This is a genomic window from Acrocarpospora phusangensis (genome assembly GCF_016862995.1).
Lineage (GTDB): Bacteria > Actinomycetota > Actinomycetes > Streptosporangiales > Streptosporangiaceae > Acrocarpospora > Acrocarpospora phusangensis.
On the sequence record NZ_BOOA01000102.1, the window covers coordinates 1 to 25026 of the forward strand.

Below are 25026 nucleotides of genomic sequence, written 5' to 3' on the forward strand. Positions count from 1 at the left end.
GCGAAAGGTCAGGCGGGAAAGGTCGGCGGGATGGTCAGGCGGTGGGGCGGCGGCGGAGGGCGACGACGGCGACGCCTACGCCGATGACGCCGACCGCGACGCCGATGCCGCCGATCAGGCGGGCCGTGCCGTCGGAGGTGGCGGCCGAGGCGGGCGCGGCCTCAGCGGCGTTCGCCACGGGGACCACGGAGGGGGCCGCGGCGGTGGGGGAGGGCGCGGCGGCGGCGCCGTGGGAGTCGTCGCCGGTCGGGGCGACCAGCTTCAGGACGGGGGCGGGGTGCTCGGCTTCGGAGCCGTCGGCCTTGGGCTCGTCGGCCCACTTGACGACCTCGCCGCTGGAGTACGTCTGGGTGGCCGGGAACACCAGCTGGTCGACGTTGTCGGGCATGAAGCCCATCGAGACCTCGAACTCCTGGAACTGGCCGGGCTCGACCTTCCCGCCCGACCAGGTGATCTTCGTGACGGCCTCGGTGATCTCGCCGTACTTGGACTGCACGGGGGCGGGGAGCTTGCTCTCGGTGACCTTGACGTCCCAGCCGGGCACGGGCCGTACCGAGACGAAGGGGAGCGGGTGGTCGACCGGGAGGGAGACCTCGATCTTGGTGGTGGAGGCGTCGTCGCGCTCGTTGGGCACCCGGAAGGCGACCTTGGTGAAACCGCCCTTCTCGGCCGATCCGGGGTTGATGGTGACGTGGGCGAGCGCGGGCAGGGCGAGGCCGAAGGTCAGAGCGGTGGCGCCGGCGGTGACGGCGATGACACGACGGAGGACGGACATGAGTTTCTCCACGTTATGAATCGAAAGCATGAAATGTCGGGCAAGGCCGATGGGCGTGTTCGTCACAGACCGCGCTCGCCGAAGCCAGAGCGCAGCCATGGAAGGCCGGGCCCAAGGGCACTGTGGAACCGGGGGCATCCGCAGGAACCCCGAATGCCCATGCGATCCAGGCCCTACAGACACCTCGGTATCCAGAGGGATCAAGGTGTCCGCAGGAACCGCGGCATCCATTGGGACCAGGGCGACCGCCGGATTCGGGAGCGCCCACAGGAACCGAAGGCGTTCGCCGGATCCGGGGACGCCCATCGGAATGGGGGCGTTCGCAGACCCAGTGAGCAGGGCCCATCCGCAGGAACCACGAGCACCTGGGTCGAGGGGGAACCGGTTGGTGTCCACGTGGATCCGGAACCAGAAGGCGGTACGCGGGTACGGCATCGAGAGGGTTCCATGTGTGGCACTGACGAAAGGGATGTGTCACGTCAGGCATGGCCGCGGGAGGCGTCGTCGTGAGACGTGGAACCGATGAGCCGGGTATCCGCGAGGGGATGGGCCTTGGGCTGGGTCAGGCGGGGAGTGGAGGGCCCCGTCTGATGACGATGTGCCGGAGCGCGTGGATTCGCGGCAGGCGGGAGCGGTGGGAGCCATGGGTGGCCGGTCCGAGTGTCACCGCCCCGAATGCGGTGACCGGCGCGAACAGCCGCAGCAGCCCGCGGACCGCCGCCGCGCCGACACGGCGCAGCACCGACCACAGGGCGGCCTCGCCCCGCGCGACCCACCACGCCGTGACCAGGGCGGCGGTGACGTGCGCGATCAGCATGCCCAGCGAGATACCGAGCGCGTGCGACTGATGATCACCGGCCGGAACGGCGGGAACGTCCACCCAGAGCCGGGACGCCAGGATCGCCTTGACCGTCGCGCCGTGGTTGAACAGTTCGTGCAACGCGCTCTGCGCCGCCAGCATCGACACGGAGATCATCACCGGCGACCGCTCGCGCCCGGCGAGCATCGCCGACACCGCGAACACACCCGTGCCCGCGATGGCCAGGGCCAGGGCAGTAGGGCTGTCCCCACCCGCCAGCCGGTGCGCCACCGCCGCCAGCAGGACGCAGACCGCCGCGAACGCCGCGGACCTCACCAGCCGGAACGTCGGATCCGCCCCGCCGGAGCCCGCTTCGCCGCTCGGCGGACGCCGTACGCCGGACAACCGCCCCGGCACGGGAGCCGGGCGATCGAAGGACGGAAGGCGGGGGGCCACGGTTGTACATCTTGTCACGCCCATGGGGTGCTCTTGAAGGGAACGGCCCCCCAGAAAGATCTATCCCGCGAAGGCGCGTGCCTTTTCAAAGGGTTTGTCGCTAATGTGGCCGCGAACCGCACGAACGCCTCCTACCTCCGGGCGTTCTCACACGAGGTGGTGATCATGCGGCACATATTCGGGCTGCTCGTCGGCGTCGTGGTCGCCGCCGCCCTGCTGTTCGGCGGGGGCTGGGCCTCCCGTGAGTCGCTCCGGGGCATGGTGCAGAACATCGACCCGCTCAAGGACACCCGGATCCTGATCGCCCTCGGCATCATGCTGGTACTCGGCCTGCTGCTGGGCCTGGTGCTCTCGGGCCGCATCTCGCCCGTCGCGACCTTCATCCCGTCGATGGTCCTGCTGGCCTGGACGGTCGTCTACGTGATCGACGTCAGCCGCGCCGCCGCCCTGGCCCCGATCGGCGCCTCCGTGCAGAAGGAGATCGCCGAGGCTGGCGAGGGCATGCTCACCCTGCTCGGCAACGGCGTGTACGGCATGCTGGGCATCGCCCTCTTCGTCCCCGTGCTCATGCCGTCCCGCTGGGCAGCCCGTCCGCGGGAGGACGAGGACGAGTACGAGGAGACCCAGCCGGAGTACTACTGACGTACAGCCGCGCCACCACGTCCTCGATGGACGTCTCATCGGGGACGAGCGCGCGGAGCCCGGCCACGCTCCCGTCGAAGGCCAGCCGCCCGTGGTCGATCAGCAGCACCCGGCGGCAGAGCTTCTCGATGTCGCCCAGGTCGTGGGTGGTCAGCAGCACGGTGGTCCCGCGCGTGGCGTTCGTCCGCAGCAGGAACTCCCGTACGCCGGCCTTGCTGACCACGTCGAGCCCGATGGTCGGCTCGTCCAGCACCAGCACGTCCGGATCGTGCAGCAGGGCGGCGGCCAGGTCGCCGCGCATGCGCTGCCCGAGGCTGAGCTGCCGCACCGGCGTGCGCAGGAACGCGCCCAGGTCGAGGACGTCGCACATCTCGTCCAGCCGCTCCGCGAACCGTGCGCGATCTACTTTGTAAAGGAGCCGGATCAGTTCGAAGCTGTCGCGGAGCGGAAGGTCCCACCAGAGCGTGGTCCGCTGCCCGAAGACCACGCCGATCCGCCGCGCCAGCGCCTTCCTGCGCCGGGACGGATCCAGCCCGGCCACCCTGATCCGCCCGGACGACGGCGCCAGGATCCCGGTCAGCATCTTGATCGTCGTGGACTTGCCCGCGCCGTTGGGCCCGAGGCAGCCCACGAACTCCCCGGCCCCGACGGTGAACGACAGGTCCCGCACCGCGTGCACGACTGCCCGCCGCACCTTGAAGGTCCGCCCGAGTCCCTCGGCTTCGATCATGTCAGTGTCCCGTCGATCGGTAGCGGCGCAGCCCGGCCCGCCAGGCCAGCGCGGCCACCCCGGACAGCGCCAGGGCCGCGACCGGCGACGCGAAGCGCAGCCAGCCGGGCAGGCCGAGGGGGTCGTCGCGGTCCAGGACGTACAGGGCGGGCTGCCAGTTGACGAAGGCCAGCGGCAGGATGAACGTGACGCCCCGGACCAGCTGCTCGCCGTAGACGCTGAGCGGGTACTGGGTGAGCTGGGCGCCGCCGTAGGTGAAGGCGTTGGCGACCTCGGGGGCGTCGGTGAGCAGGAACTGCAGGGCGCCGCCGAGCGCGAAGACGGCGGCGAAGATGACCGTGCCGCACACGATCATGACGGGGATCAGCCAGGCCCGGCCCCCGGGAACCGCCAGCTGGGCGAGGGAGATCGCGAGCACCGCGACCGCCTGGGCGCAGCGGCCGAGCCGGTGCACGCCGAACCGGTCGGCCGCCATCTGCACGAACGGGCTGACCGGGCGGATCAGCATGGTGTCGAAGGTGCCCGTCCTGATGTGCTGGCTGAGCCGGTCCACGTTGCCGAAGAGCAGGTCGGCGAGGGCGAAGGAGAGGCCGGCGGTGCCGTACAGGAACATCACCTCGGGGAGGGTGAAGCCGGCCAGGGTGGAGGTGTGGGTGAAGATCACCCAGATGGCGGCGACGTCCAGGCCGTTGATGACGAAGGAGCCGGCCGTCAGCAGGGCGAGCGAGGCCGGGTACTGGGCGGAGGCGCGCAGCCAGGTCCAGGCCAGCAGGAGATAGGCCCTAACCACCCTGGATCACCACTTTGCGGCGGGCCTGGCGGGTGAGCAGGGCGCCCGCGCCGAGCAGCACGGCCGCCCAGGCCGCCTGGAACGCCAGGGCGGGCAGGGGCGGCCGCGCGCCGAGGTAGACGTCGGCGGGGACCTGGACCATCGCGGCGAACGGGGAGGCGTTGGCCAGCGTGCCGAGCCAGCCGGGGAACAGGGTGAGCGGCAGGACCATGCCGCTGAAGAAGATCGTCAGCACCGACGACATGGTCTGCACGCCCTTGTCGTCGATGGTCCAGCAGGCCGAGAGGGCGATCAGATAACGCCAGGCGAAGCTGACGATCACTCCGAGGGCGAAGGACAGCGCGAAGAATCCCGGATGCGCGGGGGCGAGGATCCCGAACAGGAGCGCCCCGGCGAAGATCGGCGGCAGGCTGCGCAGCAGGGTCAGGTACGCGGCCCTGCCCAGGTCGTCGGCCATCGTCCAGGCCAGCAGGGAGGCGGGCCTGACCAGGTCGAGCGCGATGTCCCCGGTCCTGATCCGCTCGCTGACGCGCAGGCCGCCGCCGAACATCTGCATCGGGCCGATGCAGGCCTGGCTGAGGAAGCAGAAGGTGACCGCGCCAGCGACCGTGTAGCCGCCGAGGCCGGGACGGGCCTCCCAGAGGGCGATCAGGACATAGGCCCGCAAAATGCCGAAAACGGTGTTCGTGAACGCTCCGGCGATGGCGGCGGCCCGGTAGGCGGAGTAACGGCGGAAGCCGTACCAGGCGATTCGGGCATACAGCGAGTAGGCGGCGCACCTCCGAAGCGTCGTAGCCCGATCGTACGCCTACCGGTCCGCCAGCCGGTAGACGAAGCGCAGGCCCGACCAGGTGGCGTCCACCGCGCAGACCTTGTTGTCGACGAGGTTCCGGGCCAGCCCGAAATCCCGGATGGGATTTTCGGTCAGATCGGTCGGTACGCCGCCGGCCCGTTTCGGCCAGCACACCCAGAGCCCGCCGTTCTTCGCGAGCCGCGCCGCCGCCGGCGGGAAACCCGCGTGCAGCGCGGCGCTGTCCAGGCAGAACAGCAGAATCACGTCGTACGGCTCGGCCGCGCCGTCGTCCGCGGAGTCGCCCAGAACCCCGTCCGCGGCCAGCGTCTCCGGGGCGCCGAGCAGCAGGACCCGGTGCTCCGGGCGGATCCCTAGCTTTTTCGGCAAGGGCGTACCAGAGTATCCGGACATCCTTTATGCTCCTTTGGTGAAGGCACCGTAAGCGTACGGTTACCTACCTGGGAGTAGGAACCGCTGTTTTGGGGGATATGTCCTATTAGGGAGGTCTGCATGCACGACGAGATCAACGTAGACGTTCACCCTACGTACCCCATCAGCTGGCAGGCCGCCGCGTGCAACGGGCTCTTGCGCGGCACGATGAAGCCGATCTCGACGGTCCTCCTGCGCAACACCGCGAGCCTCATGCTGACCCAGCGCCTGATCGCCCTGGGCGGGCGGGTGCCCGGACTGCTCCCCGGCATGATGCCCGCCAACGCCACCATCACGGCCGAGGAACTCGGCGGCTGCTCCGGCGAGTGGGTTCGCGGCGACGAGAACCTGGACGAGGGCAAAGTCGTCCTTTACCTCCACGGGGGCGGCTACTTCGTCTGCTCCCCGGTGACCCACCGGCCGATCACCTGGCGGCTCTCCTCGGTCACCGGCCGCCCGGTGCTGGCCCTGGACTACCGGCAGGGCCCGGTGAACACCCTGGCCGACTCCCTCGCCGACTCGGTCTCCGCCTACACCGCCCTGCTCGACCGCGGTTTCAAACCCGAGGGCATCATCCTCGCCGGCGACTCGGCCGGCGGCCATCTCACCCTGGCCACCCTGCTCGCCCTGCGCGACAAGGGCCTGCCCATGCCGTCGGCGGCGATCTGCCTGTCCCCGTGGACCGACCTGAGCGACGTGCAGCGCAGCGCCAACCGCTGGGCCGACCCGATGCTCTCCGCGGGCCGCATGGACTGGCTGGCCAAGCAGTGGACCGCCGGACTCGACCCCAAAGACCCCCTCGTATCCCCTGTTTTCGGTGACTACACCGATATACCGCCATTGATGATCGTGACCGGCTCGACCGAGGTGCTGCGCGAGGAGGCGCACCGCGTCGCGCTCCGGGCCCGCTCCGACGGCGTCGCCGTACGGTACGAGGAATGGACGCGAATGCCACACGTTTTCGCGATCCTTGCGGATATCGTGCCGGAGGCCCGTCTGGTCTTCCGGCACATTCGTACGTTCGTGGCTGCGGTGGAGGCGAAGGAACCCGACGCGGCCGCGGCGTGACGAGACTGGCACGTCCTATGTGATCTATGTTTAGTGTGACCAATGTGGCCACTGCGACCTGCGGATTCTTACCTGCGGGTGCCAGTGGCCTTACCTGTTCATGCCGACTGTGACTAGTTAGCGGCATGGCGCGTTCCATCCGACCACAGTTGCCCTTGCGAGCACTTTGAGTCGGAGGGGTACTTCCGGATGGCACGTGGCGGAACAGGGCTCCAGAGCGGCATGCCTCCGGGCGTCCGGCCGCTCACCGTGGGGGACCCGGTGATCATCGGGCGGTATCTGCTGCTCGGCCGTCTGGGCACCGGCGGGATGGGCGTGGTCTATCTCGCCGAGCGGCCGGAGGGTGGCCTGGTCGCGCTGAAGACGCCGCACGCCGTGCACCTCGCGGACCGTACCCTGCGCGCCAGGTTCGAGGAGGAGGTCGCCTTCTCCCGCCGCGTCGTCCCGTTCTGCACCGCCGCGGTCATCGAGGACGGCCTCGACCGCGACCGCCCCTACCTGGTCACCGAGTACATCCCCGGCCCCGCGCTCTCCCAGGTCGTCGCCGCCCGCGGCGCCCTCACCCCCGACCTCGCGTACGGCGTCGCCCTCGGCACCGCCGCCGCCCTGCTGGCCACCCACGAGGCTGGGCTGGTCCACCGCGACCTCAAGCCCGGCAACGTGCTGCTCTCCCCGCGCGGCCCTTTCGTGATCGACTTCGGCATCGCCAGGGACCTGGACACGGCCGCCGCCCACACCCAGGCCGGGCAGGTGATGGGCAGCCCCGGCTGGGTCGCGCCGGAGCGGCTCACCGGCGGCCACGCCCTGCCGTCCTCGGACATCTTCTCCTGGGGCTGCCTCATCGCGTACGCGTCCACCGGGCACCACCCGTTCGGCTCCGGCGAGTCCGAAGTGATCATGCGGCGGATCCTGGTGGAGCAGCCCCGGGTCGCGGCCGTGCCCAAGCTGCTCTGGGACACCGTGGCCGCCGCGCTCCGCAAGGAGCCCCAGGACCGGCCCGACGCGGCCGAACTGCTGTCGGCGCTGCTCGCGGCCGGCGGGATCGGGCTGCCGGGCGACAACCGGCAGGCGGTGGGGTCGGTGCTCGGCGAGATCTGGCAGCCGGTGCCGTACCCGCCGGCGCCGGAGCCGGAGTCGATGGAGTTCCCGCCGGTCGAGGAGGCGCCGCCGGCCAAGCGCCGCCGCAAGGAGCGGCCGGGCGTGCACTTCTCGCACGCCGGGTTCGCCGCGCTCGCCACCGTGACCATCGCGGCCATCACCGTCGCCACGGCCGCGCAGTCCCCGGCGAAGGTGGAGAACGTGGCCGAGCCGCCGATCGCGTTCCCGATGTTCGTGCCCGGCGTGGACCGTACGGTCGGCCCGGAGGAGGCACGCGGGACGGCGCTCCCGCCGACGGCGCCGGGCCCGACCGCGGGTGCGCCGGTGACGGTGACCGCGACCACCACCGTGGACCCGCCCGGGGAGTCGCCGGAGGACCCGTGGAGCTCGCTGCTGCCGTCGCCGCCCCCGCCGCCCGTGACCTCCCCGCCCTCGACGGCCACGGGAGCGCCGTCGAACTCGCCGACCGTGGTCCCGTCGGGCGGGATCAGCACCGAGCCGCAGTGGGGGGACGAGGAATCCCCGCAGCCCAGCCCGTCCCCGTCGCCCTCTCCGAGCCCCTCCCCGTCGCCGAGCCCCAGTCCGTGACCTGCTGAGACAAGCGGCGGCCCCGCCACGGTGCCGTCAGATCCCGGAGGGTGACCTGCGGTGGCGGGGCCGCGCGTTCGGCGGGACTAGGACGCTTTGAACTGGGCCTCCTCGGTGGAGCCCTTCAGCGCGGTGGTCGCCGAGTCGGGCGCGACGGCCGTGCTGACCAGGTCGAAGTAGCCCGTGCCGACCTCGCGCTGGTGCCGGGTGGCGGTGTAGCCGCGGGCCTCGGACGCAAACTCGCGCTCCTGGAGCTCCACGTAGGCGCTCATGCCGTCGTCGGCGTAGCCGCGGGCCAGCTCGAACATCGAGTGGTTGAGCGAGTGGAACCCGGCCAGCGTGATGAACTGGAACTTGTACCCCATGTGGGCCAGCTCGCGCTGGAACTTGGCGATCGCCGAGTCGTCCAGGTGCTGCTTCCAGTTGAACGAGGGCGAGCAGTTGTAGGCGAGCATCTTCTCCGGGAACTCGGCCTTGATCGCCTCGGCGAAGCGCCGCGCCACGTCCAGGTCCGGCGTCGCCGTCTCCATCCAGAGCAGATCGGCGTACGGCGCGTACGCGAGCCCCCGGGCGATGCACGGCCGCAGGCCCTCGCGCACCCGGTAGAAGCCCTCCGCGGTCCGCTCGCCGGTGGTGAACTCCTGGTCGCGGGGGTCGACGTCGCTGGTCAGCAGCGTGGCCGCCTGCGCGTCCGTACGCGCGATGATCAGCGTGGGCACGCCGCACACGTCGGCCGCGAGCCGGGCCGCGTTGAGGGTCTTGATGTGCTGCCCGGTCGGGATGAGGACCTTGCCGCCGAGGTGGCCGCACTTCTTCTCGGAGGCCAGCTGGTCCTCCCAGTGCACGCCCGCCGCCCCCGCCGCGATCATGGCCCGCATCAGCTCGAACGCGTTGAGCACGCCGCCGAACCCGGCCTCGGCGTCGGCCACGATCGGGGCCATCCAGTGCGGCGGATCGTCGACGCCGTTGTGGAAGGACTCGGCCCAGGTGATCTGGTCGGCGCGGAGCAGCGCGTTGTTGATCCGGCGCACCACGGCCGGGACCGAGTTGGCCGGGTAGAGGCTCTGGTCCGGGTAGGTGTGCCCGCTCAGGTTGGCGTCCGCGGCGACCTGCCAGCCGGACAGGTAGATGGCCTTCAGCCCCGCCTTCACCTGCTGCACGGCCTGGTTGCCGGTGAGCGCGCCGAGCGAGCTCACGAAGTCCTCGGTGTGCAGGAGGTCCCAGAGGCGCTTGGCGCCGAGCCGCGCGAGGGTGTACTGCTCCTGCACGGAGCCGCGCAGCTTCACCACGTCCTCAGGGCTGTACGTCCGCTCGGTTCCGGCCCAACGGGGGTTGCTCTCCCAGTCGTGCCGCAGCTGGGCGGCGGCGGATCTGAGCCGTTCGACCATCATCTGTTTCACTCCCTCGTTGCGTGCCTGCCGGCGGGCCTGGGGGGCTCGCCGGAGGGCGGTGTCGTCACCTGGGTGCTTGGTCTGAGTTTGTGTCGACGTCAAGAGAGCCAGCAAGGCGGGGAAGCTCGAAAGAAGGCCAAATTTTCTTGTCACAAAATACTGTCGAGTATTCAGCAGAGAAGAATCGACGAGTTTTCTCTTTGGACTAGACCAATCCGTGTGGGCTACGTCACACCGCACACCTGTGTTTTGTCTGGTTATATGGTGATTTACCCGGATTTCTGGGGTTGATGAGAGGCACCACTGTGGGCTAGCTCACACAGGGGTGGAAGAAGGCGTGAAATTCTGCCTAGGATCGACGCATGCCCTCCTTGCTCGGTGAAGAACCGCTGTCTTTGACGCAGGAGCTCGATCTTCTGGCCTTCGGCCAGCGGCTGAAGCACCTGCGACGGCAGCGCGGGCTCACCCTGTCCGAGCTCGGCGAGCGGGTCGGGCGGGCGCCGAGCCAGCTGTCGCTGCTGGAGAACGGCAAGCGGGAACCGAAGCTGTCGCTACTGAAGTCGCTGGCCGGGGCGCTGAACGTGCCGGTCGAGGAGCTGCTGCGGCGGCAGGCGCCCAACCGGCGGGCGCAGCTGGAGATCGCCCTGGAGGAGGCCCAGCGCGATCCGCTGTACGCGGGACTCGGCCTCGGCCGGCTGAAGGTCTCGGCCCGGGTCACCAACGACGTGCTCGAACACATCCTGGCCCTGTTCGAGGAGCTCAAGGCGCGGCAGGCGAAGGGCACCGCCACCCCCGAGGAGGCGCGGGCCGCCAACGCCGAGCTCCGCCGCAAGCAGAGCGAGCTGGGCAACTACTTCGAGGACATCGAGCGGGCCGCCGCCGAGGCCCTGGCCGCCGTCGGGTACCGGACCGGCGCGCTCTCGCAGAGCACCGTCCAGGCGCTGGTCGCGCACTTCGGCTTCACCGTGCACACCGCGCCGGACCTGCCGCGCTCCGCGCGTTCCGTGACCGACCTCCGCAACCGGAGGATCTACCTCAAACGCGAGCAGCTCGGCATGCACACGCCGCGGACCATCCTGCTCCAGACCATCGGGCACTTCGCGCTGGCCCACCACAAACCCCGCGACTTCGCCGACTTCCTGCGCCAGCGGGTGGAGGCCAACTACTTCGCCGCCGCCGTGCTGGTGCCGGAGGCGGCGGCCGCGCCGTACCTGCTGGAGGCCAAGCGGGACCGGGCGCTGTCGGTGGAGGACCTGCGGGACGTGTTCGCGGTGTCGTACGAGATGGCGGCGCACCGGTTCACGAACCTGGCCACCCACCATCTGGACCTGGTGTGCCACTTCGTCCGCAACGACGCGGGCGGGATCATCTACAAGGCGTACGAGAACGACGGGGTCGTCTTCCCCGCCGACGAGCAGGGCGCGATCGAGGGGCAGCGGCTGTGCCGGCAGTGGTCGGGGCGGCAGGTGTTCCAGGCCAGGGACCGGTTCTCGCCGTACCACCAGTACTCGGACTCGCCCTCGGGCACGCACTTCTGCGTCGCGCACGTGGATCCGTCCCAGGAGAAGGACTTCGCGATCACGCTGGGGGTGCCGTTCCGGGAGTCGCGCTGGTTCCGGGGGCGGGAGACGACCGTACGGAAGAAGTCGAAATGCCCGAACGGCGAATGCTGCCGCCGCCCCCCGGCCGAGCTGTCGCAGCGCTGGGACGGGTACGCGTGGCCGTCGGCGCGCGCGAACTCCCACGTCCTGGCGGCGCTCCCGCCCGGCTCATTCCCTGGCGTCGACGAGGCCGACGTCTATGCGTTCCTGGAGCGGCACGCGGCGACGGGCTGAGAGGCGCCTGCGCCGGACCCGCGTCCTGAAGTGGAACGGCCGGAGCCGGGAGGTGACCCAGCGGATCCCGGCCAGCGACAGCAGGAAGGACACGCACACCAGCGCGAACATGATCAGCGCGAACAGCGCGCCGTGCGCGTTGAGCACCTTCTCCACGTCCAGGCCGCTGGCCCGCGCGAGCAGGACCTTCACCACCTCCTGAAGGCTCAGCACCATCGCCGCCGCGCCGACCGCCGCGCCCACCAGGCCGCCGGTCCACTCCGAGAGCGTGTCCATGCGCTGCTGGAACCAGGCCATGTTCTGCCGGACCTGGAGTTCCATGCTGCTGAGGTCGCGGACGCGCACGTCGTCCAGGTTGTGCCGGAGCAGCGGTGCGAGCAGCCGCCCGATCCGCGCGTCCAGCACGTAGTCGTCGCTGGTGCTGGCCACGATGTGCTGCCACCGCTCGACCTGCGCCCGGCTCACCGCGCCGCGCTCGGTCAGCACCCGCTGCGTGTCCCGCTGCACGCAGGTCAGGGTGGTACGGCGCAGCGCCAGGAACTCCATCAGCTGCGCACGGTCCGGATCGATCGCGTCCTGGTCGGCGTCGAGGCTCCCGGTGGAGGCGAGCAGCGCGGCCCGCGACTCGCTGACGAACCACCAGACGTCGGGATTGACCTGGTTGGATCCGACCGGTTTGGGCGGCGCCGACGGCTCGGACGGATAGAGCAGCGACCGCGCCACCGCCTCCGCGTGCCCGGCCGGGTCGGGCGTCACCAGCTCGTCCAGCTTCGGCAGCACCAGCTCGAACTGCGGCCCGAAGCTCACCGGGAACGGATAGGCGATCTCCTTCAGCCGCGCCATCTCGTGCAGCCGGTCGCAGCCCTTCATGGCCTCGACCGCCCAGGTCGCGACCGGCATGCCCGTACGCCCGCGCACGCGTTCGGTCAAATCCAGGTAGACCCAGTTCATCAGGGAGCGGACCCCGCCGGCGACCGGTTCCTCCGCGCCCGGTACCTGCCAGCGGAGCGGGTAGTCGTACACCCAGAACGCGCGGTCGAGCTCGTTCAGCAGGTCGGCTCCGTGGCCGCGCGGCATCATCGCGTGCCGCGACAGGAGGGTGGGACGGATGACGATGAATCCCGACGCGTGGGCCAGGACGTGCACGAGGACGCTGCCGCTGACGGGCAGTTCGCCCTGGGGGAGCCGGAGCACGCCGGTGAAGGGGATGGGCGCCAGCCGTCCCTTGGCGAAATGCCCGAGCCGGCGGGCCTGCAGGTCGAAGAAGGTCTGCGCGCCGACGTCGTACGCCTCCGCGTCCGGCGGCAGGCCGGCGGCCAGAAGATCCGGCGGGGGAATGTCGGCGAGCACCCCCAGGTCGTAGCCTCGAAACCAGCTGACGGTCCACAAGGGGGGTAAGGGATCATAAATGATCACTTTGGGTAGTCTAGCCCACGACGTACGGCAGGCCCGGGCTCTCGCACCGAAGGCGGACAGATGATCACTTTCGCCGTGCTCGCCCACAACGAGGAGGAATCCGTGGCGGGCGCCGTGGCCGAGGCCCTGGCCGCCGCGGGCGCCGGCGACCGGGTCGTGGCGGTGGACAGCGGGTCCGGGGACGCCACGGCCGAACGCGCCGCCGCGGCGGGCGCCGAGGTGATCAGCGGGCCGGTGGGGAAGGGCGCGGCCATGCGCCTGGCCGCCAAGCACGCCGGCACGCCGTGGCTGTGCTTCCTCGACGCCGACCTGGTGGAGACGTCCGAGAACATCGCGGCCGTCCTGCGGGCCGAGGCGCTCCGCGCGGACGAGTCGGTGGCGATGATCGTCGGCGAGTTCTCCGACCCGCCGCCGGAGCCGGTGCTGGGCAACACGATCGCGCTGTATCCGGCCCTCGTGCGGGCGCTGTTCCCGGAGGCCGACGGGCGGTTCGGGCGGCGGCCCCTGAGCGGGTTCCGGGTGGTGCGGCCGGACCTGATGGCGGACGTGCCCGACGACTTCGGCGTGGAGGCGCACCTGAACCTGACCGTGGCCGTGTCCGGGCGGCCGTTTTCGGTGACCCCGATCGGAATGTATCGGCAGCGGTTTCGGTACAAACCGGATATGGGGCTTGAAATCGGCAAGGCCATTCTGGATCTGGCCGTCAGCCACGGACGCGTCGCCCCGAGCGCCAGGCCCGCCTGGGACGGCTGGGTGGCGTCCCTCGCCGCCACGATGGGAAGCTACCGCGGCGATCCCGGAGACCGGGACGCGTTCCGCGCACATCTGATGGCGGCGGCCGCCGCGCCGCTGCCGCCCACGGGAGTGAAATGAAGCTGGGAGCCCGGACGTTCGACTTCTCTCGGCAGGTCGCGGTGATGGCCATCATCAACCGCACGCCTGACTCCTTCCACGACCGAGGCCGGACCTTCGCCCTGGACAAGGCCGTCGAGGCCGCCCTCGCCGCCGAGGCCGAGGGCGCGGACTGGCTCGACATCGGCGGCGTGCCCTTCGGCCCCGACGGCCCCCAGGTGGAGGTCGCCGAGGAGATCGACCGGGTGGTGCCGCTGATCGCGGCCGTACGGGCGGCCACCGACGCGGTCATCTCCGTGGACACCCACCGCGGCGCGGTCGCCCAGGCCGCCCTCGACGCCGGCGCCGACGTGGTCAACGACACCAGCGGCGTCAGCGATCCCGGCCTCGCCGCCGCCGTGGCCGCCGCCGGCGCGGGCCTGGTCGTCACCCACAGCCTCTCCGGTCCCCGCGTACGCCACCCGCGCCCGACCTACCAGGACGTGACCTCGGAGGTCGTGGCCTTCCTCCGGGACCGGGTCGCCTTCGCCCGGAACGCCGGGGTGGCCGCCGACAAGATCATCGTGGATCCCGGGCACGACCTCAACAAGAACACCCTGCACACGCTGGCCCTGACCCGCCGCCTGCCCGAACTCGCGGGGCTCGGCTACCCCCTCCTCGTCGCGCTCTCCAACAAGGACTTCATCGGCGAGACCCTCGGCCGGGCCCAGCACGACCGCCTCTCCGGCTCCCTGGCCGCCGCCGTGTTCTGCGTCCTCAACGGCGCCCGGATCATCCGCGTGCACGACGTCCGCGCCTCCGTCGACGCCGTACGGATGACCGAGGCCCTGCTCGGCTGGCGCGAACCCGCCGACCTGCGCCACAACATGTGAGCGTTCAGCCCCGGATCCGATGGCCGGCCAGGTGGGACAGGATCGTGTGGTTGGCGGTCCAGCCGTCCGGGAACTTGATCGGGACGTTGAGCTGGACGCGCGGGCTGGACGGATGCTCGTCGAGCAGGTCCGGGATGCCGGCGCGGGCCACCACGACGCAGGCGTGCCGGTGGCGTGAGGTGAGCACGCAGAGGCGGCCGGACTCCAGGTGGAAGGCGGTGGCGTCGCGGCGGCCGGAGAGCGGGTGCCAGACGATGGTGACGTCGTACTCCCGGCCCTGGAGGCGGTTGGCGGTGTCGACCGTGACACCGGGCGGCGGCCCGGCCGCCCGGACCGCCGCCACCTGGTCGTTGTGGGCGCAGCCGATGGCGATGCGGTCCGCGGTGACCGGGTGCGCGCCGTGCTCGTCGTGGGCCACGGTGCCGCGCTCCAGGACGCGGCGGGCCAGGGCGGCGCAGGCGTGCGCGGTCTCCGGGTCGGTGCGCACGGCGTGCCGCGCGGGCAGCTCGTGCAGCGCCCAGCCGGAGGCGGCCGCCTCCTCGACCGTGGGATCCCAGGGGTCGCGCAGGCCGGGCACCGTGAGGTCGAGGCGGCGGTCGCCGGGGCCGGTGCCCGCCTCGAAGCCCGCGGCCGGGTAGAAGGCGCGCGAGACGATCGGGGCCGCGCTGGCCGGCAGCCGCCAGGAGACGGGCAGCTGGTGCACCTTGAGGTCGTTGATGCGCTGGGTCACCGCGACCGCACTCTGCATCGGGTCCCAGGCCATCCCGGTCCAGCGCTCGCTCTCGACCACCGAGAAGGGGTCGAGCTGGCCCGGGTCGCCGACGAACAGCGCGTGCCCGCCGGCGAAGAGCGAGGCCACGGCCAGCAGCTTGTCCGACCGCATCTGGTACGCCTCGTCCACGATCGCCCACTCCCACTCGCGCCCCGACACGTACGCCCACTTGTCGGCGGTGGCGACCACGACCTGGCAGCCCTCCACGTTCTCGATCTTGTTGTGGAGGGTGACCCCGGAGTGGCGGGTGACGCGCTCGGGCGGTTCGAAGCCCTCGGCGTGCAGGCGGCCGACGGTGATGGCCGGCGCGTTGCCCGCGAGCTTGTCCACCAGGTCGTCGACCTGCTCGTTGGTCTGGGCGACGATCATCAGCCGCTCGCCGGCCTTGACCAGTTCGACGGCGGTCGAGACGACCAGGGTGGTCTTGCCCGCGCCCGGCGGGGAGTCCACGACCAGACCGCGGTGGCCGCCGCCGGTGTAGTCCGCGAGGATGCCGGCCGTGGCGGCCCTTGCCCGTTCCTGGGGGGTCATGACCAGGCCTCCTGGGCGTCCTCGTCGGTCGGCACGTACTCGGCGGGCGGGCCGCCGTGGGTCCAGGGGGTCTCCGCCGCGTCGGGCAGGCTCGGGCGGCGTACGCCGGCGGGGTCCAGGTCGGTGTAGCAGACGGTCTCACCGGGAGCCGGCAGGGTCGCGTCCTTGGTCATGCCGCTGTTGACCTGGAGGACCACGACGCCGTCGGTGGCGGAGACCAGGACGGTGCCCTGTTTCGGCCGGGCGGGGGAGAGGAGCTTGCGGCCGGGCGGGAACCGGACCGGATCGGCGGTCCGGACGGTCACCAGCGGGCGCGCGACCGCGCGTTTACCCCCGGGAGGGATGATCTTCCGGTCGGCGTCCACGTCGGTCACCAGTCCGGCGAAGGCGGCCCCCTCGGCCCGGTGCTCGGCCATCACCAGCGGGTCGTCGAACGCCTTGCCCGCCTCGTAGCTCTGCTGGGCGCCCTCCAGCGCGGCCAGCCGCCGCGCCGCCGCGACCGCGCTGTCCCACCGGCCCGGCGGCAGGCCGCCCTCGGCGATCCAGGCGTGCTGCCGGGCCAGCATCGTCCGGTCCCGCTCCCAGCGCGCCGCCACTCCGCCCGCGTCCGGTACGGCACGCAGCAACTCGACCGCGCGCCACATCAGCTCCCAGGTGGGTTCGAGCTGGCCGCGCAGGGCCTCGCGCAGCCGGGCGGGGACCGGGGGGCCGTCCAGCAGCGGTTTCAGCACGTGCGTGTCGAAGCCGGGGTCGGTGTCGGGACCCGCCGGCGGCGAGCGCAGCGGATCCTCGGCCAGGAGCGCGGCCTGCGGGCCGGTCAGGCCGCCGGGCGGGTCGATCCAGGCCAGCTGGGCGGCCAGGTTGCCCGCCTCGGCGCCGCTCAGGCCGGTGACCCAGTGCTCGGCCAGCAGGTCGGTCACGGCCAGCAGTATGGCCGAGCCGGCGAACTCGCTGCGCTCGTGCAGGAAGGTCAGCCAGCGGCCGAGCAGCGGCACCAGCGGGGCGACCGCGTGCGGGCCCTCGGTGGCGCGGAAGCGCGTCGAACGCCCGATCAGCCGGGTGAAGGCGAGGCCGCCCGGGTTGGGGACCAGGATCTGCGGCGCGTCCAGGCAGCGCTCGTACGCGCTCCGCCCCTCCACCGTCTCCATCTGCGCCGCATATTTCTGGATATAGGGCACGATGATCTCGGCGAGTTCGGCCATGAAGGCGAAACGCTGGTCGCGGTTGCGCGGGTTCTCGACGACCAGGAGGCGGGCGTCGGAGCGGCTCGCGCCGACCATGGCCGCCAGCGGGGCGGCGGACTCCCCGGCCATGCGCAGCGGGACGAACACCAGCGGCTCGGCCGACAGGTGGGCGTGGCGCACGGTCGCGGCAGGCTGGGCCCGCCCGTCCCGCACGGCCCGCACCGCCAGGAAGGACCGCAGCAGGCTCACGCGACCACCTCGTCGAAGATCCGGCGCACGAACCGCAGCCGTTCGGCGATGGCCGCGTGCTCCTCCGGCGGCGGGCTCGCGCCCCCGATGAGCTCGATCGCCGTACGGACCGAGTCGACGCCGCCCAGGTCGTCGCGGACGGAGCGCCCGATCGCCTCCAGCGAGCCGCACGCGCGGGCCTCCTCCCGGCAGAAGTACGCCATCTCGCACGCGGCCAGGCACTCGGGGGCGTACCTGGCGGGGATGGCGGACACCGCCGCGGTGAGCTCGGACACCGGGCGGGTCGGCGTGTCGCCGTCCAGGCACAGGTCGAGGCTGAGGTCCGGCGGCAGCCGGTCGAGGATCGTGTCGATCCGGGTCAGGCGTTCCAGCTGCCGCCTCAGCGCCTCCAGCTGGAGCCGCACGTCGAGCAGGCAGGCGGTGGGGAAGTTGGTGAAATCCTTGGGGCAGATCAGGACGACGTCGTGCGACACCCGCTCCGGATCCAGCCCCAGCCGGGCGAACAGGTCGCGCATGGCGTGCACGTAGACGGCGGCCTCGCGGGCGGCGGCGGACACCTTGCCCGTGTCGGCCTGCCCGTCGATGATCGCGAAGGACTTGATCGCCACCACGTGGAAGCGCCGGGCGGCCTGGAAGGCGATGACGTCGGGCTCCAGGTACACGTCGTAGCCCGCCACGCCGAGTTTGAGCAGCGGGTGGTCGATGAGGGTGGCCGCGTCGGCCGGGTCCTGCGCGGCCGCGTTCAGCACGGCGGCGGTGTGCCGGTGCCGGACGCCGTGGCCGGAGTCGCCGCCCACGTCGGCGGCGTCGTGGTAGCCGGCCTCCTCGACGGCCAGCCCCAGCACCTCGCGCAGCAGCCGGAGCACGTGCGCGCCGCCGTGCGCCTTGACGATCGACTTGAACTCCTGGGTACGCGTGATCGCGAACGGCGACTGCCCGAACCGGGAGGCGTATCCGAGATGGGCGACGGTCCTGTCCTTGTCGATCCCGGCGGCGTCCAGGACGGCTCTGCGGTCGCAGGCCGGGTTGGCGGCCAGCGCGGCGATGCTCCGCGCGTTGTGGTCGACGGGACGGCTGCCGCCCCGGATCGCGTCCATACGGTTCACGTGCTCGGTTCCCTGGTTCACGCGGACGTTTCCGCCTCGGTCCATGCGGTGGTTCACGCGACGGCTCTCGCGGTGATCTTCGCCGTGGTTCTCGCGGTGGTTCCCACCGTGGCTCATGCGGTGGTTCCCGCCGGGGTTCTCGCCGTGGTCGTGGCCGTGGTCGTCGCCCTGGTTCATGCGGTCTTCGCCGTCTTCAGCCCCGCGCCGAACAGCTGGTTGACCTCCGCCAGCCGCTCGGACGCCCGTTCGGCCGCCTCCGCGCGCTGCCGCAGGTCCTTGTCCCGGTGCACGGCGAGTTCGGCCTGGGCGGCGACGATGACGGCGGCCGGATCGGCGGGGCCGAAATCGTCGGTCGCGCCGGGAATGTTCTGCGCCATCTGGGTCAGGAGCCGGAACGCCACGACGGGATTCTCTCCCAGCGCGGTGAGCCGCTGCACGTGTTCGGCGATCCTGACGGCCGAGGTCAGGAAGTCGGTTCGCGGGCTGAGCGGCCCCACGACGCGGTTCGGCAGCGGCCAGGTGCTGATCGCCAGCAGGCCGCGCACGGGGGAGAGCCGCTCGGTGGTCAGCGCGGCGCACAGATAGTACGGCCGGGCGTTCCGGGCCGACCGGAACGACTTCTCCTCATCCCGGCGCAGGCTCGTCAGCTGCGTGCTCACCAGGGTGCCGCCGAAGAACGCCTCGTCCACGACGACGACGGTCTTGGCCGCCGACGGCACGCCGAGCAGGGTCAGCGCCTGGTGCACGTGCTCCCGTACGGGCGGGCGGGGGAGCGGCGGGGGATCCAGGGCTTCCTCCCAGTCGCGTTCGGCCTGCCGGAGCTCGGCCCGCAGGGCGCGTACGCGCACCCGGTCGTGCCCGGCCGAGGCGGCGCGGATCTCCCGGCGCAGGAACACCATGCGTTCCTCCAGCCTGTCCATGTTCACGCCGCCCCACTTTACCGATCAAGCCACGCTATTCCAGTTATTTCCACGGAATTCCAGTAACGGGTCGGGGCTGATGAGCCAGTCGGCCAGGCGGTCGCGTTCGACCAGCAGCAGGGGCTGCCGGGCGTCCAGGGCCTCCGTGCGGGCCTGGCGGGTGAGCCGGCCCGAGGTGACCAGGACACCCGTGTGGCCGGCGAAGCTGTTGGCGAGCCCCCGAGGAAGTCCTGCACCTCGCCGGCGCCGACGGTCCCGCAGTAACGCTTGCACTGGACGGCGTAACGCCCTCCCCTCGGGCCGACGGCGACGATGTCGACGCCCCGGTCACCGCCCTTGGATCTCTTGGATCCCTTCGCCATCCGACCCTCCCCCGACCCCGCTGGTGTCGAGAACGAGTCTGAGCCGAGGCACCGACAAAATCCCTGAGGTCAGACCATCAGAAGGCTCGCATTCCTCCCGAAGAACTCCGTAGAAGCGAATGGTGATCCCAGGTTTATGCCTTCATGAGGTTCGCGCAGTGCTCGCCGATCATCATGGCCGCCGCGTTGGTGTTTCCCCCCACGATGGACGGCATGATCGACGCGTCCGCCACACGGAGCCCCTCGATGCCCAGGACGCGGAGCGAGGGATCCACGACGGCGCGCTCGTCCGAGCCCATCCGGCAGGTGCCCACCGGGTGGTAGACCGTGGTGGCGCGGTTGGGCAGCTCGGCCGCCATCGCGTCGCGGTCCGGATAGTCCGGCCCGGGGGATACCTCCCCGCCCACCCCATCCGCGATGATCTTGTTGGCCATCACGTCGCGGATCAGCTCGATGCCGTCCAGCAGCAGCCGCCGGTCGTCCGGGTGGTGCAGGTACGCGGGATCGATGACCGGCGCGGCGGCCGGATCGGCGGACGCCAGCCGGAGCGTGCCCCGGCTCTTGGGGTAGATCAGCGTGGCCAGCAGCGTCAGCGAAGGCCGGGGGTCCACCTTGTGCCGGATCGGCGCGTCCTGGTTTGGCCCCGGGTACCCCCACGGCAGCGCGTGGATCTGGAGGTCCGGCACACTCCCGGCGTGTGGGCTGCGGATGAACCCGACGCCCTCGAAGACGCTGCGGCTCACCCAGGTCCCGCCGCGCAGCGACTCCTTCAGCATCCCCGCCGCGAAGTACGGCGCCGTCCCCCGGTTCCGGGCGGACTTCATCAGGAAGCTCATCGGCACGAACATGTGGTCGTGCAGGTTGTCCCCGACGGGCAGGTCGGCGGCCACCTCGATGCCGTGCTCCCGCAGGTGCCCGGCGGGCCCGACCCCGGACAGCATGAGCAGCTGCGCGGACCCGAACGCGCCCGCGGTCAGGATCACCTCCCGGCTCGCCCGGATCGTCCCGCCGCCCGCCAGGGCCACGCCGCTCGCCCGGCCGCCGGAGATCAGCACCCGGGTCACCAGGGAGCCGGTCACGACGCTGAGGTTGGGCAGGCCGTGCCCGTCCAGGTAGCCGACCGAGGAGCTGTACCGCAGCCCGCCGTCCGCGCTCTGCTGGAACAGCGCCGCGCCCTCCTGCGTCTCGCCGTTGTAGTCGTCGTTCTTCTTCACGCCCGCGGTGTCGGCCAGCGCCTCGATGAACGCCTGCGTGGCCGGCGTGATCTCCTTCGCGCGGGTCACCCGGATCGGCCCGTCCCCGCCGCGCAGCTCGCTCGCGCCGTCCTCCCAGGTCTCCATGCGCCTGAAGCTCGGCAGCACGTCGTCGTACGCCCAGCCGGGGCACCCGTCCGCCGCCCAGCCGTCGTAGTTCTCCCGGTTGCCGCGGACGAACACCATGCCGTTGACCGACCCGGACCCGCCGAGCACCTTGCCGCGCGTCTGCGGGATCCTGCGCCCGAGCGCGTCGGCCTGCGGAGCGCTGTAGAACCCCCAGTCGAGCCGTTGCTTCAGCTGCGGAATGCTGTGGAAGACCGCGATGAGCCCCGGTTTGCGCACCCACATCGTGCGATCCGAGCCTCCCGCCTCCACCAGGATGACGCTCGCCCCGGTCTCGGCCAGCCGCCTGGCCAGCACACATCCGGCGCTCCCCGCGCCAACGACGACATAGTCAGCGGTCTGATCCATTTGTTCCTCGCACCGGCAGCCCACTGGCGGCGAAACCGCAGCCAGCGTGAATGTACTCCGCCGTACAAGCGCTTGGTCAATACCTCAGATGATCTCCACCGCGGTCGGCGCGGGTGCCCTATCCTGATCTGGACAGACTGGACAGAAGGAGGGCCGCATGGCCGGATGGCAGCTTCAGGAGGCGAAGCAGCAGTTCAGCGAGGTGGTGCGGCGGGCGGCCACGGAAGGTCCGCAGGTGGTGACCCGTCACGGGCATGAGGTCGCCGTGGTCATCGCCATGTCCGAGTACCGGGCGCTGAAGGGGGACGCCCCGGATTTCAAGGAGTTCCTCCTGGCGGATCCTGACTGGGACGACGATGTCGACTTCCCCCGGGCGCGTGACCTCCCGCGAGAGACGGATCTCGGCTGATGCCCGTCGGCTACCTGCTCGACACGAACGTGCTCTCCGAGGTGCGGAAGAAGAACGGCGATCAGCGGGTCAAGGACTGGATCGCGGACGCGCCCGGGCCGACGCTCTACCTGAGCAGCCTGACGATCGGCGAGATCCGCTGCGGGATCGAGCTCCGCCGCGGCAAGGATCCGGGCCAGGCGGTCATCCTGGAGCGCTGGCTGTTCCATCTGTACCAGCAGTTCAGGGATCGGGTCGTGCCGGTGACCCCCGAGATCGCCGAGGAGTGGGGGAGGCTCAACGCGGTCCGGCCGGTTCCCACGGTGGACGGGCTGCTCGCCGCCACCGCGCGGGTGAACGGCTGGACCGTGGTGACCCGCAACGTCGGCGATTTCGCCGCGACCGGCGTCGCCACCGTCAACCCGTTCGACTATTGACGTCCGCGTATAGCGGGGCCTGTGGTGTTTGTGGGCATCATCCTGGGGAGGGAGGGACGGCATGGTCGATCCGGGGCTGGGCGAGTTCTACAGGGACAACGGGTTCGTGCTGGTGAAGGGGTTGCTGGGGAAGGAGGAGGCGGAGGCGTACCGGGCGGAGTGTCATGGGGTGCTGGGGCGGTTGCGGCGGACGGATCCGACGTGGGGGAGCGCGCGGGAGCTGGCCGGCGGGGCCACGGAGTTGCGGCACTGCCATGACGCGCAGTTCTACTCGGCGGCGTTCGCGAAGCTGATGGTGGATCCGCGGTTCACCGACGTGGCGGCGGCGCTGCTGGGGACCGGGAACGTGCAGCTGCACCACACGAAGATCTTCGTGAAGCCGGCCGAGAAGGGGTCGCCGTTCCCGATGCACCAGGACGCCGCGCACTTCGCGCACACCTCGGACGCGGTGGGGGCGGCCATCTTCCACTTCGACGACGCGCCCGAGGAGAAGGGCTGCGTACGCGTGATGCCGGGCAGCCACAAGCACGGCCTGCTGCCGCACATCGAGGAGGGCGGCTGGCATCTCCCGCTCGCGGAATGGCCCCTGGAGGCGGCCACGCCCGTCGAGGCCGAAGCCGGTGACGTGCTGTTCTTCAGCTACCTGACCGTGCACGGTTCCGGGATCAACACCTCGGACGAGGCGCGCACCACCTGGCTCGTGCAGTTCCGCGACCCCGAGGCGCTGCCGGTCGACGACGTGCACCGCTCCCGGGGCCAGGGCATGATGCTGCGCGGCATAGATCCCACGATGCGCCTCACCTAATTAATCTGGGGAACCGATGTCCGGTCCGCGGGCCCGGCTCCGACGTCCCAGGCGAGCGGCACCGGAGGGTGCCCCTGGCGATGGAGAACCCATGAAATACATGATCATGCTGTACGGCTCGCAGCGGGACTACGACGCCATGTCCGGCCAGGCCACCGGCGGCTCCACCTGGACCCCCGACGACTTCGCCGCGATGCACGCCTTCATGGAGAAGTGGAACAACGACCTCGTCGAATCCGGCGAGTTCGTGGACGGCCGGGGCCTGACCGCGCCCGTGCACGCCCGCCGCATCTCGCTCCGGAACGGCGTGCCGGTGGTGACCGACGGGCCGTACCCGGAGACGCAGGAGGTCCTCGCCGGGTACACGATCGTCGACTGCGAGAGCTTCGACCGGGCCACCGAGATCGCCGCCCGGCTGGCGGACACCCCCCACCCGGCCGACCCGGACCGGACGTTCTTCGCGGACGTCCGCCCGCTGGTCGACGGCGTCGGCGACCTGTAGCACCGGTGGAGCGCGAGACCGAGGACCTGCTGCGGCGGTGCGCGCCGCGGGTCCTCGGCGCGCTCGTCCGGCGTTACGGGCATTTCGACACCGCCGAGGACGCGGTGCAGGAGGCCCTCCTGGCCGCCGCCGTCCAGTGGCCAAAGGACGGGCTGCCGGACGATCCGCAGGCGTGGCTGATCACCGTCGCCTCCCGGCGGCTGACCGACCTGCTCCGGGCCCGGCAGGCGCGCGAGCGCCGCGAGGAGACCGCCGCCCGGTGGGTCCCGGTGCCCGCCGGACAAGAGCCGGGCGACACTTCGGGCGACTCCGACGACACGCTCATCCTGCTGTTCCTGTGCTGCCACCCGTCCCTCTCGCCCGCCTCCCAGATCGCGCTCACCCTGCGCGCCGTCGGCGGCCTCACCACCGCCGAGATCGCCCGCGCGTTCCTGGTGCCGGAGGCCACGATGACCCGGCGCATCACCCGGGCGAAGCGGAGCGTCAAGGAGAGCGGGCTGCCGTTCCGCCTGCCGGCCGGGCCGGAGCGCGCGGAACGGCTCGCCGTGGTCCTGCACGTGCTGTACCTGATCTTCAACGAGGGATACGCGAGCACATCGGGCCCGTCCCTGCACCGCCGGGAGCTGTCCGGCGAGGCCATCCGGCTGACACGCCTGGTCCACCGGCTGCTGCCCGGCGACGGGGAGGTGGCCGGGCTGCTCGCGCTGATGCTGCTCACCGACGCGCGCCGCCCGGCCCGGACCGGCCCCGGCGGGACGCTCATCCCGATGGCCGAGCAGGACCGCGGCCGGTGGGACGCGGGCCTGATCGCCGAGGGTGTGCGCCTGATCAGCGACGCCCTCCCGCGCGGCGGCACCGGCCCCTACCAGCTGCAGGCGGCCATCGCGGCCGTGCACGACGAGGCGCCGACCGCCGAGGAGACCGACTGGCCGCAGATCGTCTGCCTGTACGAGCTGCTGCTCCGCATCTCCGGCAACCCCGTGGTCGCCCTGAACCACGCCGTCGCCGTCGCCATGGTGAAGGGCCCGGAGGCCGGTCTGACCCTGCTCGGCGGCGGCCTCGACGCCCGGCTCGCCGAGGACCACCGCCTCCACGCGGTCCGCGCCCACCTGCTGGAGATGGCCGGGGACCGCACGGGAGCGCGCGAGTGTTACCTGGAGGCGGCGCGGCGCACGATGAGCCTGCCGCAGCAGCGCTACCTGCACGACCGCGCCGCCCGCCTCACGGCGACGTGACCCCGGCCTCCGGCGCGGGCTCCACCGGAATCCAGAGCTGGGCGTCCGCCTCCGTCCCGTCCGCCGACACCCGGGTGCTCAGCAGCGTGGGGCCGGGCCGGCTCTGGTACGGATTGGACGGGAACCACTGCGTGTACACATCCCGCCACAGATACTGGATGGAATGCGGGAACGGCCCCGAGTTCTCGAACACCGCCCACATCCCCGCCGGTACGGCGAGCGACGTCATGCCCTCGGGCGTCGCGGCGGACGTGGCGGCCGCCTGGTAGTAGTC

Annotated in this window: 26 protein-coding genes and 1 pseudogene; 11 read left to right on the forward strand and 16 right to left on the reverse strand. The window is 71.4% G+C overall.

Features of this window, described 5'->3' with window-relative positions:
• Nucleotides 1–34: 34 nt before the first annotated feature.
• Both Aph01nite_RS36045 and Aph01nite_RS36050 read right to left on the reverse strand, forming a co-directional pair.
• Nucleotides 35–775 (reverse strand): YcnI family copper-binding membrane protein, encoded by a 741-nt coding sequence (locus Aph01nite_RS36045; RefSeq protein ID WP_204045554.1) that lies wholly within the window; start codon nucleotides 773–775, stop codon nucleotides 35–37.
• Nucleotides 776–1337: 562 nt separating this feature from the next.
• The gene (locus Aph01nite_RS36050; RefSeq protein ID WP_204045555.1) at nucleotides 1338–2030 is read right to left on the reverse strand and encodes an MFS transporter; all 693 of its coding nucleotides are present in this window, start codon (nucleotides 2028–2030) and stop codon (nucleotides 1338–1340) included.
• 165 nt (nucleotides 2031–2195) lie between these two features.
• Here Aph01nite_RS36050 and Aph01nite_RS36055 point away from each other — a divergent pair, with 165 nt between their 5' ends.
• Nucleotides 2196–2672 (forward strand): hypothetical protein, encoded by a 477-nt coding sequence (locus Aph01nite_RS36055; protein ID WP_204045556.1) that lies wholly within the window; start codon nucleotides 2196–2198, stop codon nucleotides 2670–2672.
• Here the strand turns inward: Aph01nite_RS36055 and Aph01nite_RS36060 are convergent.
• From Aph01nite_RS36060 to Aph01nite_RS36075, 4 genes are all read right to left on the reverse strand, one after another.
• Nucleotides 2596–3402: an ABC transporter ATP-binding protein gene (locus Aph01nite_RS36060; RefSeq protein ID WP_204045557.1), complete on the reverse strand. Its 807-nt coding sequence runs from the start codon at nucleotides 3400–3402 to the stop codon at nucleotides 2596–2598. The two genes, Aph01nite_RS36055 and Aph01nite_RS36060, sit on opposite strands and share 77 nt — an antisense overlap.
• Nucleotide 3403: 1 nt before the next feature.
• Nucleotides 3404–4192, reverse strand: coding sequence for an ABC transporter permease (locus Aph01nite_RS36065; RefSeq protein WP_204045558.1), 789 nt, complete (start codon nucleotides 4190–4192; stop codon nucleotides 3404–3406).
• Nucleotides 4185–4859 (reverse strand): ABC transporter permease, encoded by a 675-nt coding sequence (locus Aph01nite_RS36070; RefSeq protein WP_239162245.1) that lies wholly within the window; start codon nucleotides 4857–4859, stop codon nucleotides 4185–4187. Before Aph01nite_RS36070 ends, Aph01nite_RS36065 begins: the two co-directional genes overlap by 8 nt.
• A 141-nt stretch (nucleotides 4860–5000) precedes the next feature.
• The gene (locus Aph01nite_RS36075) at nucleotides 5001–5372 is read right to left on the reverse strand and encodes a hypothetical protein (RefSeq protein ID WP_204045559.1); all 372 of its coding nucleotides are present in this window, start codon (nucleotides 5370–5372) and stop codon (nucleotides 5001–5003) included.
• 123 nt (nucleotides 5373–5495) lie between these two features.
• On the opposite strand from Aph01nite_RS36075, the gene Aph01nite_RS36080 reads away from it, so the two are divergent.
• Both Aph01nite_RS36080 and Aph01nite_RS36085 read left to right on the forward strand, forming a co-directional pair.
• The gene (locus Aph01nite_RS36080; RefSeq protein WP_204045560.1) at nucleotides 5496–6482 is read left to right on the forward strand and encodes an alpha/beta hydrolase fold domain-containing protein; all 987 of its coding nucleotides are present in this window, start codon (nucleotides 5496–5498) and stop codon (nucleotides 6480–6482) included.
• Between the two features lie 189 nt (nucleotides 6483–6671).
• Nucleotides 6672–8168, forward strand: coding sequence for a serine/threonine-protein kinase (locus Aph01nite_RS36085; RefSeq protein ID WP_204045561.1), 1497 nt, complete (start codon nucleotides 6672–6674; stop codon nucleotides 8166–8168).
• Nucleotides 8169–8254: 86 nt separating this feature from the next.
• On the opposite strand, the gene aceA is transcribed toward Aph01nite_RS36085, so the two are convergent.
• The gene (gene aceA, locus Aph01nite_RS36090) at nucleotides 8255–9556 is read right to left on the reverse strand and encodes an isocitrate lyase (RefSeq protein WP_373872366.1); all 1302 of its coding nucleotides are present in this window, start codon (nucleotides 9554–9556) and stop codon (nucleotides 8255–8257) included.
• A 365-nt stretch (nucleotides 9557–9921) separates the two neighbouring features.
• On the opposite strand from aceA, the gene Aph01nite_RS36095 reads away from it, so the two are divergent.
• Nucleotides 9922–11394 carry a helix-turn-helix domain-containing protein gene (locus Aph01nite_RS36095; RefSeq protein ID WP_239162246.1) on the forward strand — a complete coding sequence of 491 codons (1473 nt, stop codon included), beginning with the start codon at nucleotides 9922–9924 and terminating at the stop codon, nucleotides 11392–11394.
• Here Aph01nite_RS36095 and Aph01nite_RS36100 read toward each other — a convergent pair.
• Nucleotides 11329–12810, reverse strand: coding sequence for a hypothetical protein (locus Aph01nite_RS36100; RefSeq protein WP_204045563.1), 1482 nt, complete (start codon nucleotides 12808–12810; stop codon nucleotides 11329–11331). The genes Aph01nite_RS36095 and Aph01nite_RS36100 overlap by 66 nt on opposite strands.
• 60 nt (nucleotides 12811–12870) lie before the next feature.
• Here Aph01nite_RS36100 and Aph01nite_RS36105 point away from each other — a divergent pair, with 60 nt between their 5' ends.
• Nucleotides 12871–13683, forward strand: a complete 813-nt coding sequence (locus Aph01nite_RS36105) for a glycosyltransferase (protein ID WP_204045564.1) — start codon at nucleotides 12871–12873, stop codon at nucleotides 13681–13683.
• On the forward strand, nucleotides 13680–14534 hold the full coding sequence (gene folP, locus Aph01nite_RS36110; protein WP_204045565.1) for a dihydropteroate synthase: 855 nt from the start codon (nucleotides 13680–13682) through the stop codon (nucleotides 14532–14534). The genes Aph01nite_RS36105 and folP overlap by 4 nt, the downstream gene beginning before the upstream one ends.
• A gap of 4 nt (nucleotides 14535–14538) precedes the next feature.
• On the opposite strand, the gene Aph01nite_RS36115 is transcribed toward folP, so the two are convergent.
• The 7 genes and pseudogenes from Aph01nite_RS36115 to Aph01nite_RS36140 all read right to left on the reverse strand — a co-directional run bounded on the left by Aph01nite_RS36115 (nucleotide 14539) and on the right by Aph01nite_RS36140 (nucleotide 21385).
• Complete coding sequence (locus Aph01nite_RS36115) at nucleotides 14539–15837, reverse strand: AAA domain-containing protein (protein WP_204045566.1); 1299 nt, start codon at nucleotides 15835–15837, stop codon at nucleotides 14539–14541.
• The gene (locus Aph01nite_RS36120) at nucleotides 15834–17270 is read right to left on the reverse strand and encodes a serine/threonine-protein kinase (RefSeq protein ID WP_204045567.1); all 1437 of its coding nucleotides are present in this window, start codon (nucleotides 17268–17270) and stop codon (nucleotides 15834–15836) included. The genes Aph01nite_RS36115 and Aph01nite_RS36120 overlap by 4 nt, the downstream gene beginning before the upstream one ends.
• Nucleotides 17267–18553 (reverse strand): hypothetical protein, encoded by a 1287-nt coding sequence (locus tag Aph01nite_RS36125; RefSeq protein ID WP_239162247.1) that lies wholly within the window; start codon nucleotides 18551–18553, stop codon nucleotides 17267–17269. The genes Aph01nite_RS36120 and Aph01nite_RS36125 overlap by 4 nt, the downstream gene beginning before the upstream one ends.
• A complete protein-coding gene (locus Aph01nite_RS36130) occupies nucleotides 18550–19296 on the reverse strand; it encodes a hypothetical protein (RefSeq protein ID WP_204045579.1) in 747 nt (248 codons plus the stop codon). The genes Aph01nite_RS36125 and Aph01nite_RS36130 overlap by 4 nt, the downstream gene beginning before the upstream one ends.
• A 24-nt stretch (nucleotides 19297–19320) precedes the next feature.
• Nucleotides 19321–19569, reverse strand: a complete 249-nt coding sequence (locus Aph01nite_RS36135; RefSeq protein ID WP_239162248.1) for a restriction endonuclease — start codon at nucleotides 19567–19569, stop codon at nucleotides 19321–19323.
• Nucleotides 19560–19658 (reverse strand): annotated as a pseudogene (locus tag Aph01nite_RS42775) (hypothetical protein); the annotation flags it as partial. The gene Aph01nite_RS36135 and the pseudogene Aph01nite_RS42775, both read right to left, overlap by 10 nt.
• 134 nt (nucleotides 19659–19792) lie before the next feature.
• On the reverse strand, nucleotides 19793–21385 hold the full coding sequence (locus Aph01nite_RS36140; protein ID WP_204045569.1) for a GMC family oxidoreductase: 1593 nt from the start codon (nucleotides 21383–21385) through the stop codon (nucleotides 19793–19795).
• Nucleotides 21386–21542: 157 nt separating this feature from the next.
• Here Aph01nite_RS36140 and Aph01nite_RS36145 point away from each other — a divergent pair, with 157 nt between their 5' ends.
• The 5 genes from Aph01nite_RS36145 to Aph01nite_RS36165 all read left to right on the forward strand — a co-directional run bounded on the left by Aph01nite_RS36145 (nucleotide 21543) and on the right by Aph01nite_RS36165 (nucleotide 24752).
• On the forward strand, nucleotides 21543–21794 hold the full coding sequence (locus Aph01nite_RS36145; protein WP_204045570.1) for a type II toxin-antitoxin system Phd/YefM family antitoxin: 252 nt from the start codon (nucleotides 21543–21545) through the stop codon (nucleotides 21792–21794).
• Nucleotides 21794–22210 carry a type II toxin-antitoxin system VapC family toxin gene (locus Aph01nite_RS36150; RefSeq protein WP_204045571.1) on the forward strand — a complete coding sequence of 139 codons (417 nt, stop codon included), beginning with the start codon at nucleotides 21794–21796 and terminating at the stop codon, nucleotides 22208–22210. The genes Aph01nite_RS36145 and Aph01nite_RS36150 overlap by 1 nt, the downstream gene beginning before the upstream one ends.
• 61 nt (nucleotides 22211–22271) lie before the next feature.
• Complete coding sequence (locus Aph01nite_RS36155; protein WP_204045572.1) at nucleotides 22272–23015, forward strand: phytanoyl-CoA dioxygenase family protein; 744 nt, start codon at nucleotides 22272–22274, stop codon at nucleotides 23013–23015.
• A gap of 91 nt (nucleotides 23016–23106) precedes the next feature.
• Nucleotides 23107–23517, forward strand: coding sequence for a YciI family protein (locus Aph01nite_RS36160; protein ID WP_204045573.1), 411 nt, complete (start codon nucleotides 23107–23109; stop codon nucleotides 23515–23517).
• Nucleotides 23518–23522: 5 nt separating this feature from the next.
• On the forward strand, nucleotides 23523–24752 hold the full coding sequence (locus Aph01nite_RS36165; protein ID WP_204045574.1) for an RNA polymerase sigma factor: 1230 nt from the start codon (nucleotides 23523–23525) through the stop codon (nucleotides 24750–24752).
• Here Aph01nite_RS36165 and Aph01nite_RS36170 read toward each other — a convergent pair.
• Nucleotides 24739–25026, reverse strand: a 288-nt coding sequence (locus Aph01nite_RS36170; RefSeq protein ID WP_204045575.1) for a GyrI-like domain-containing protein, incomplete at its 5' end; no start/stop codon positions are given. The genes Aph01nite_RS36165 and Aph01nite_RS36170 overlap by 14 nt on opposite strands.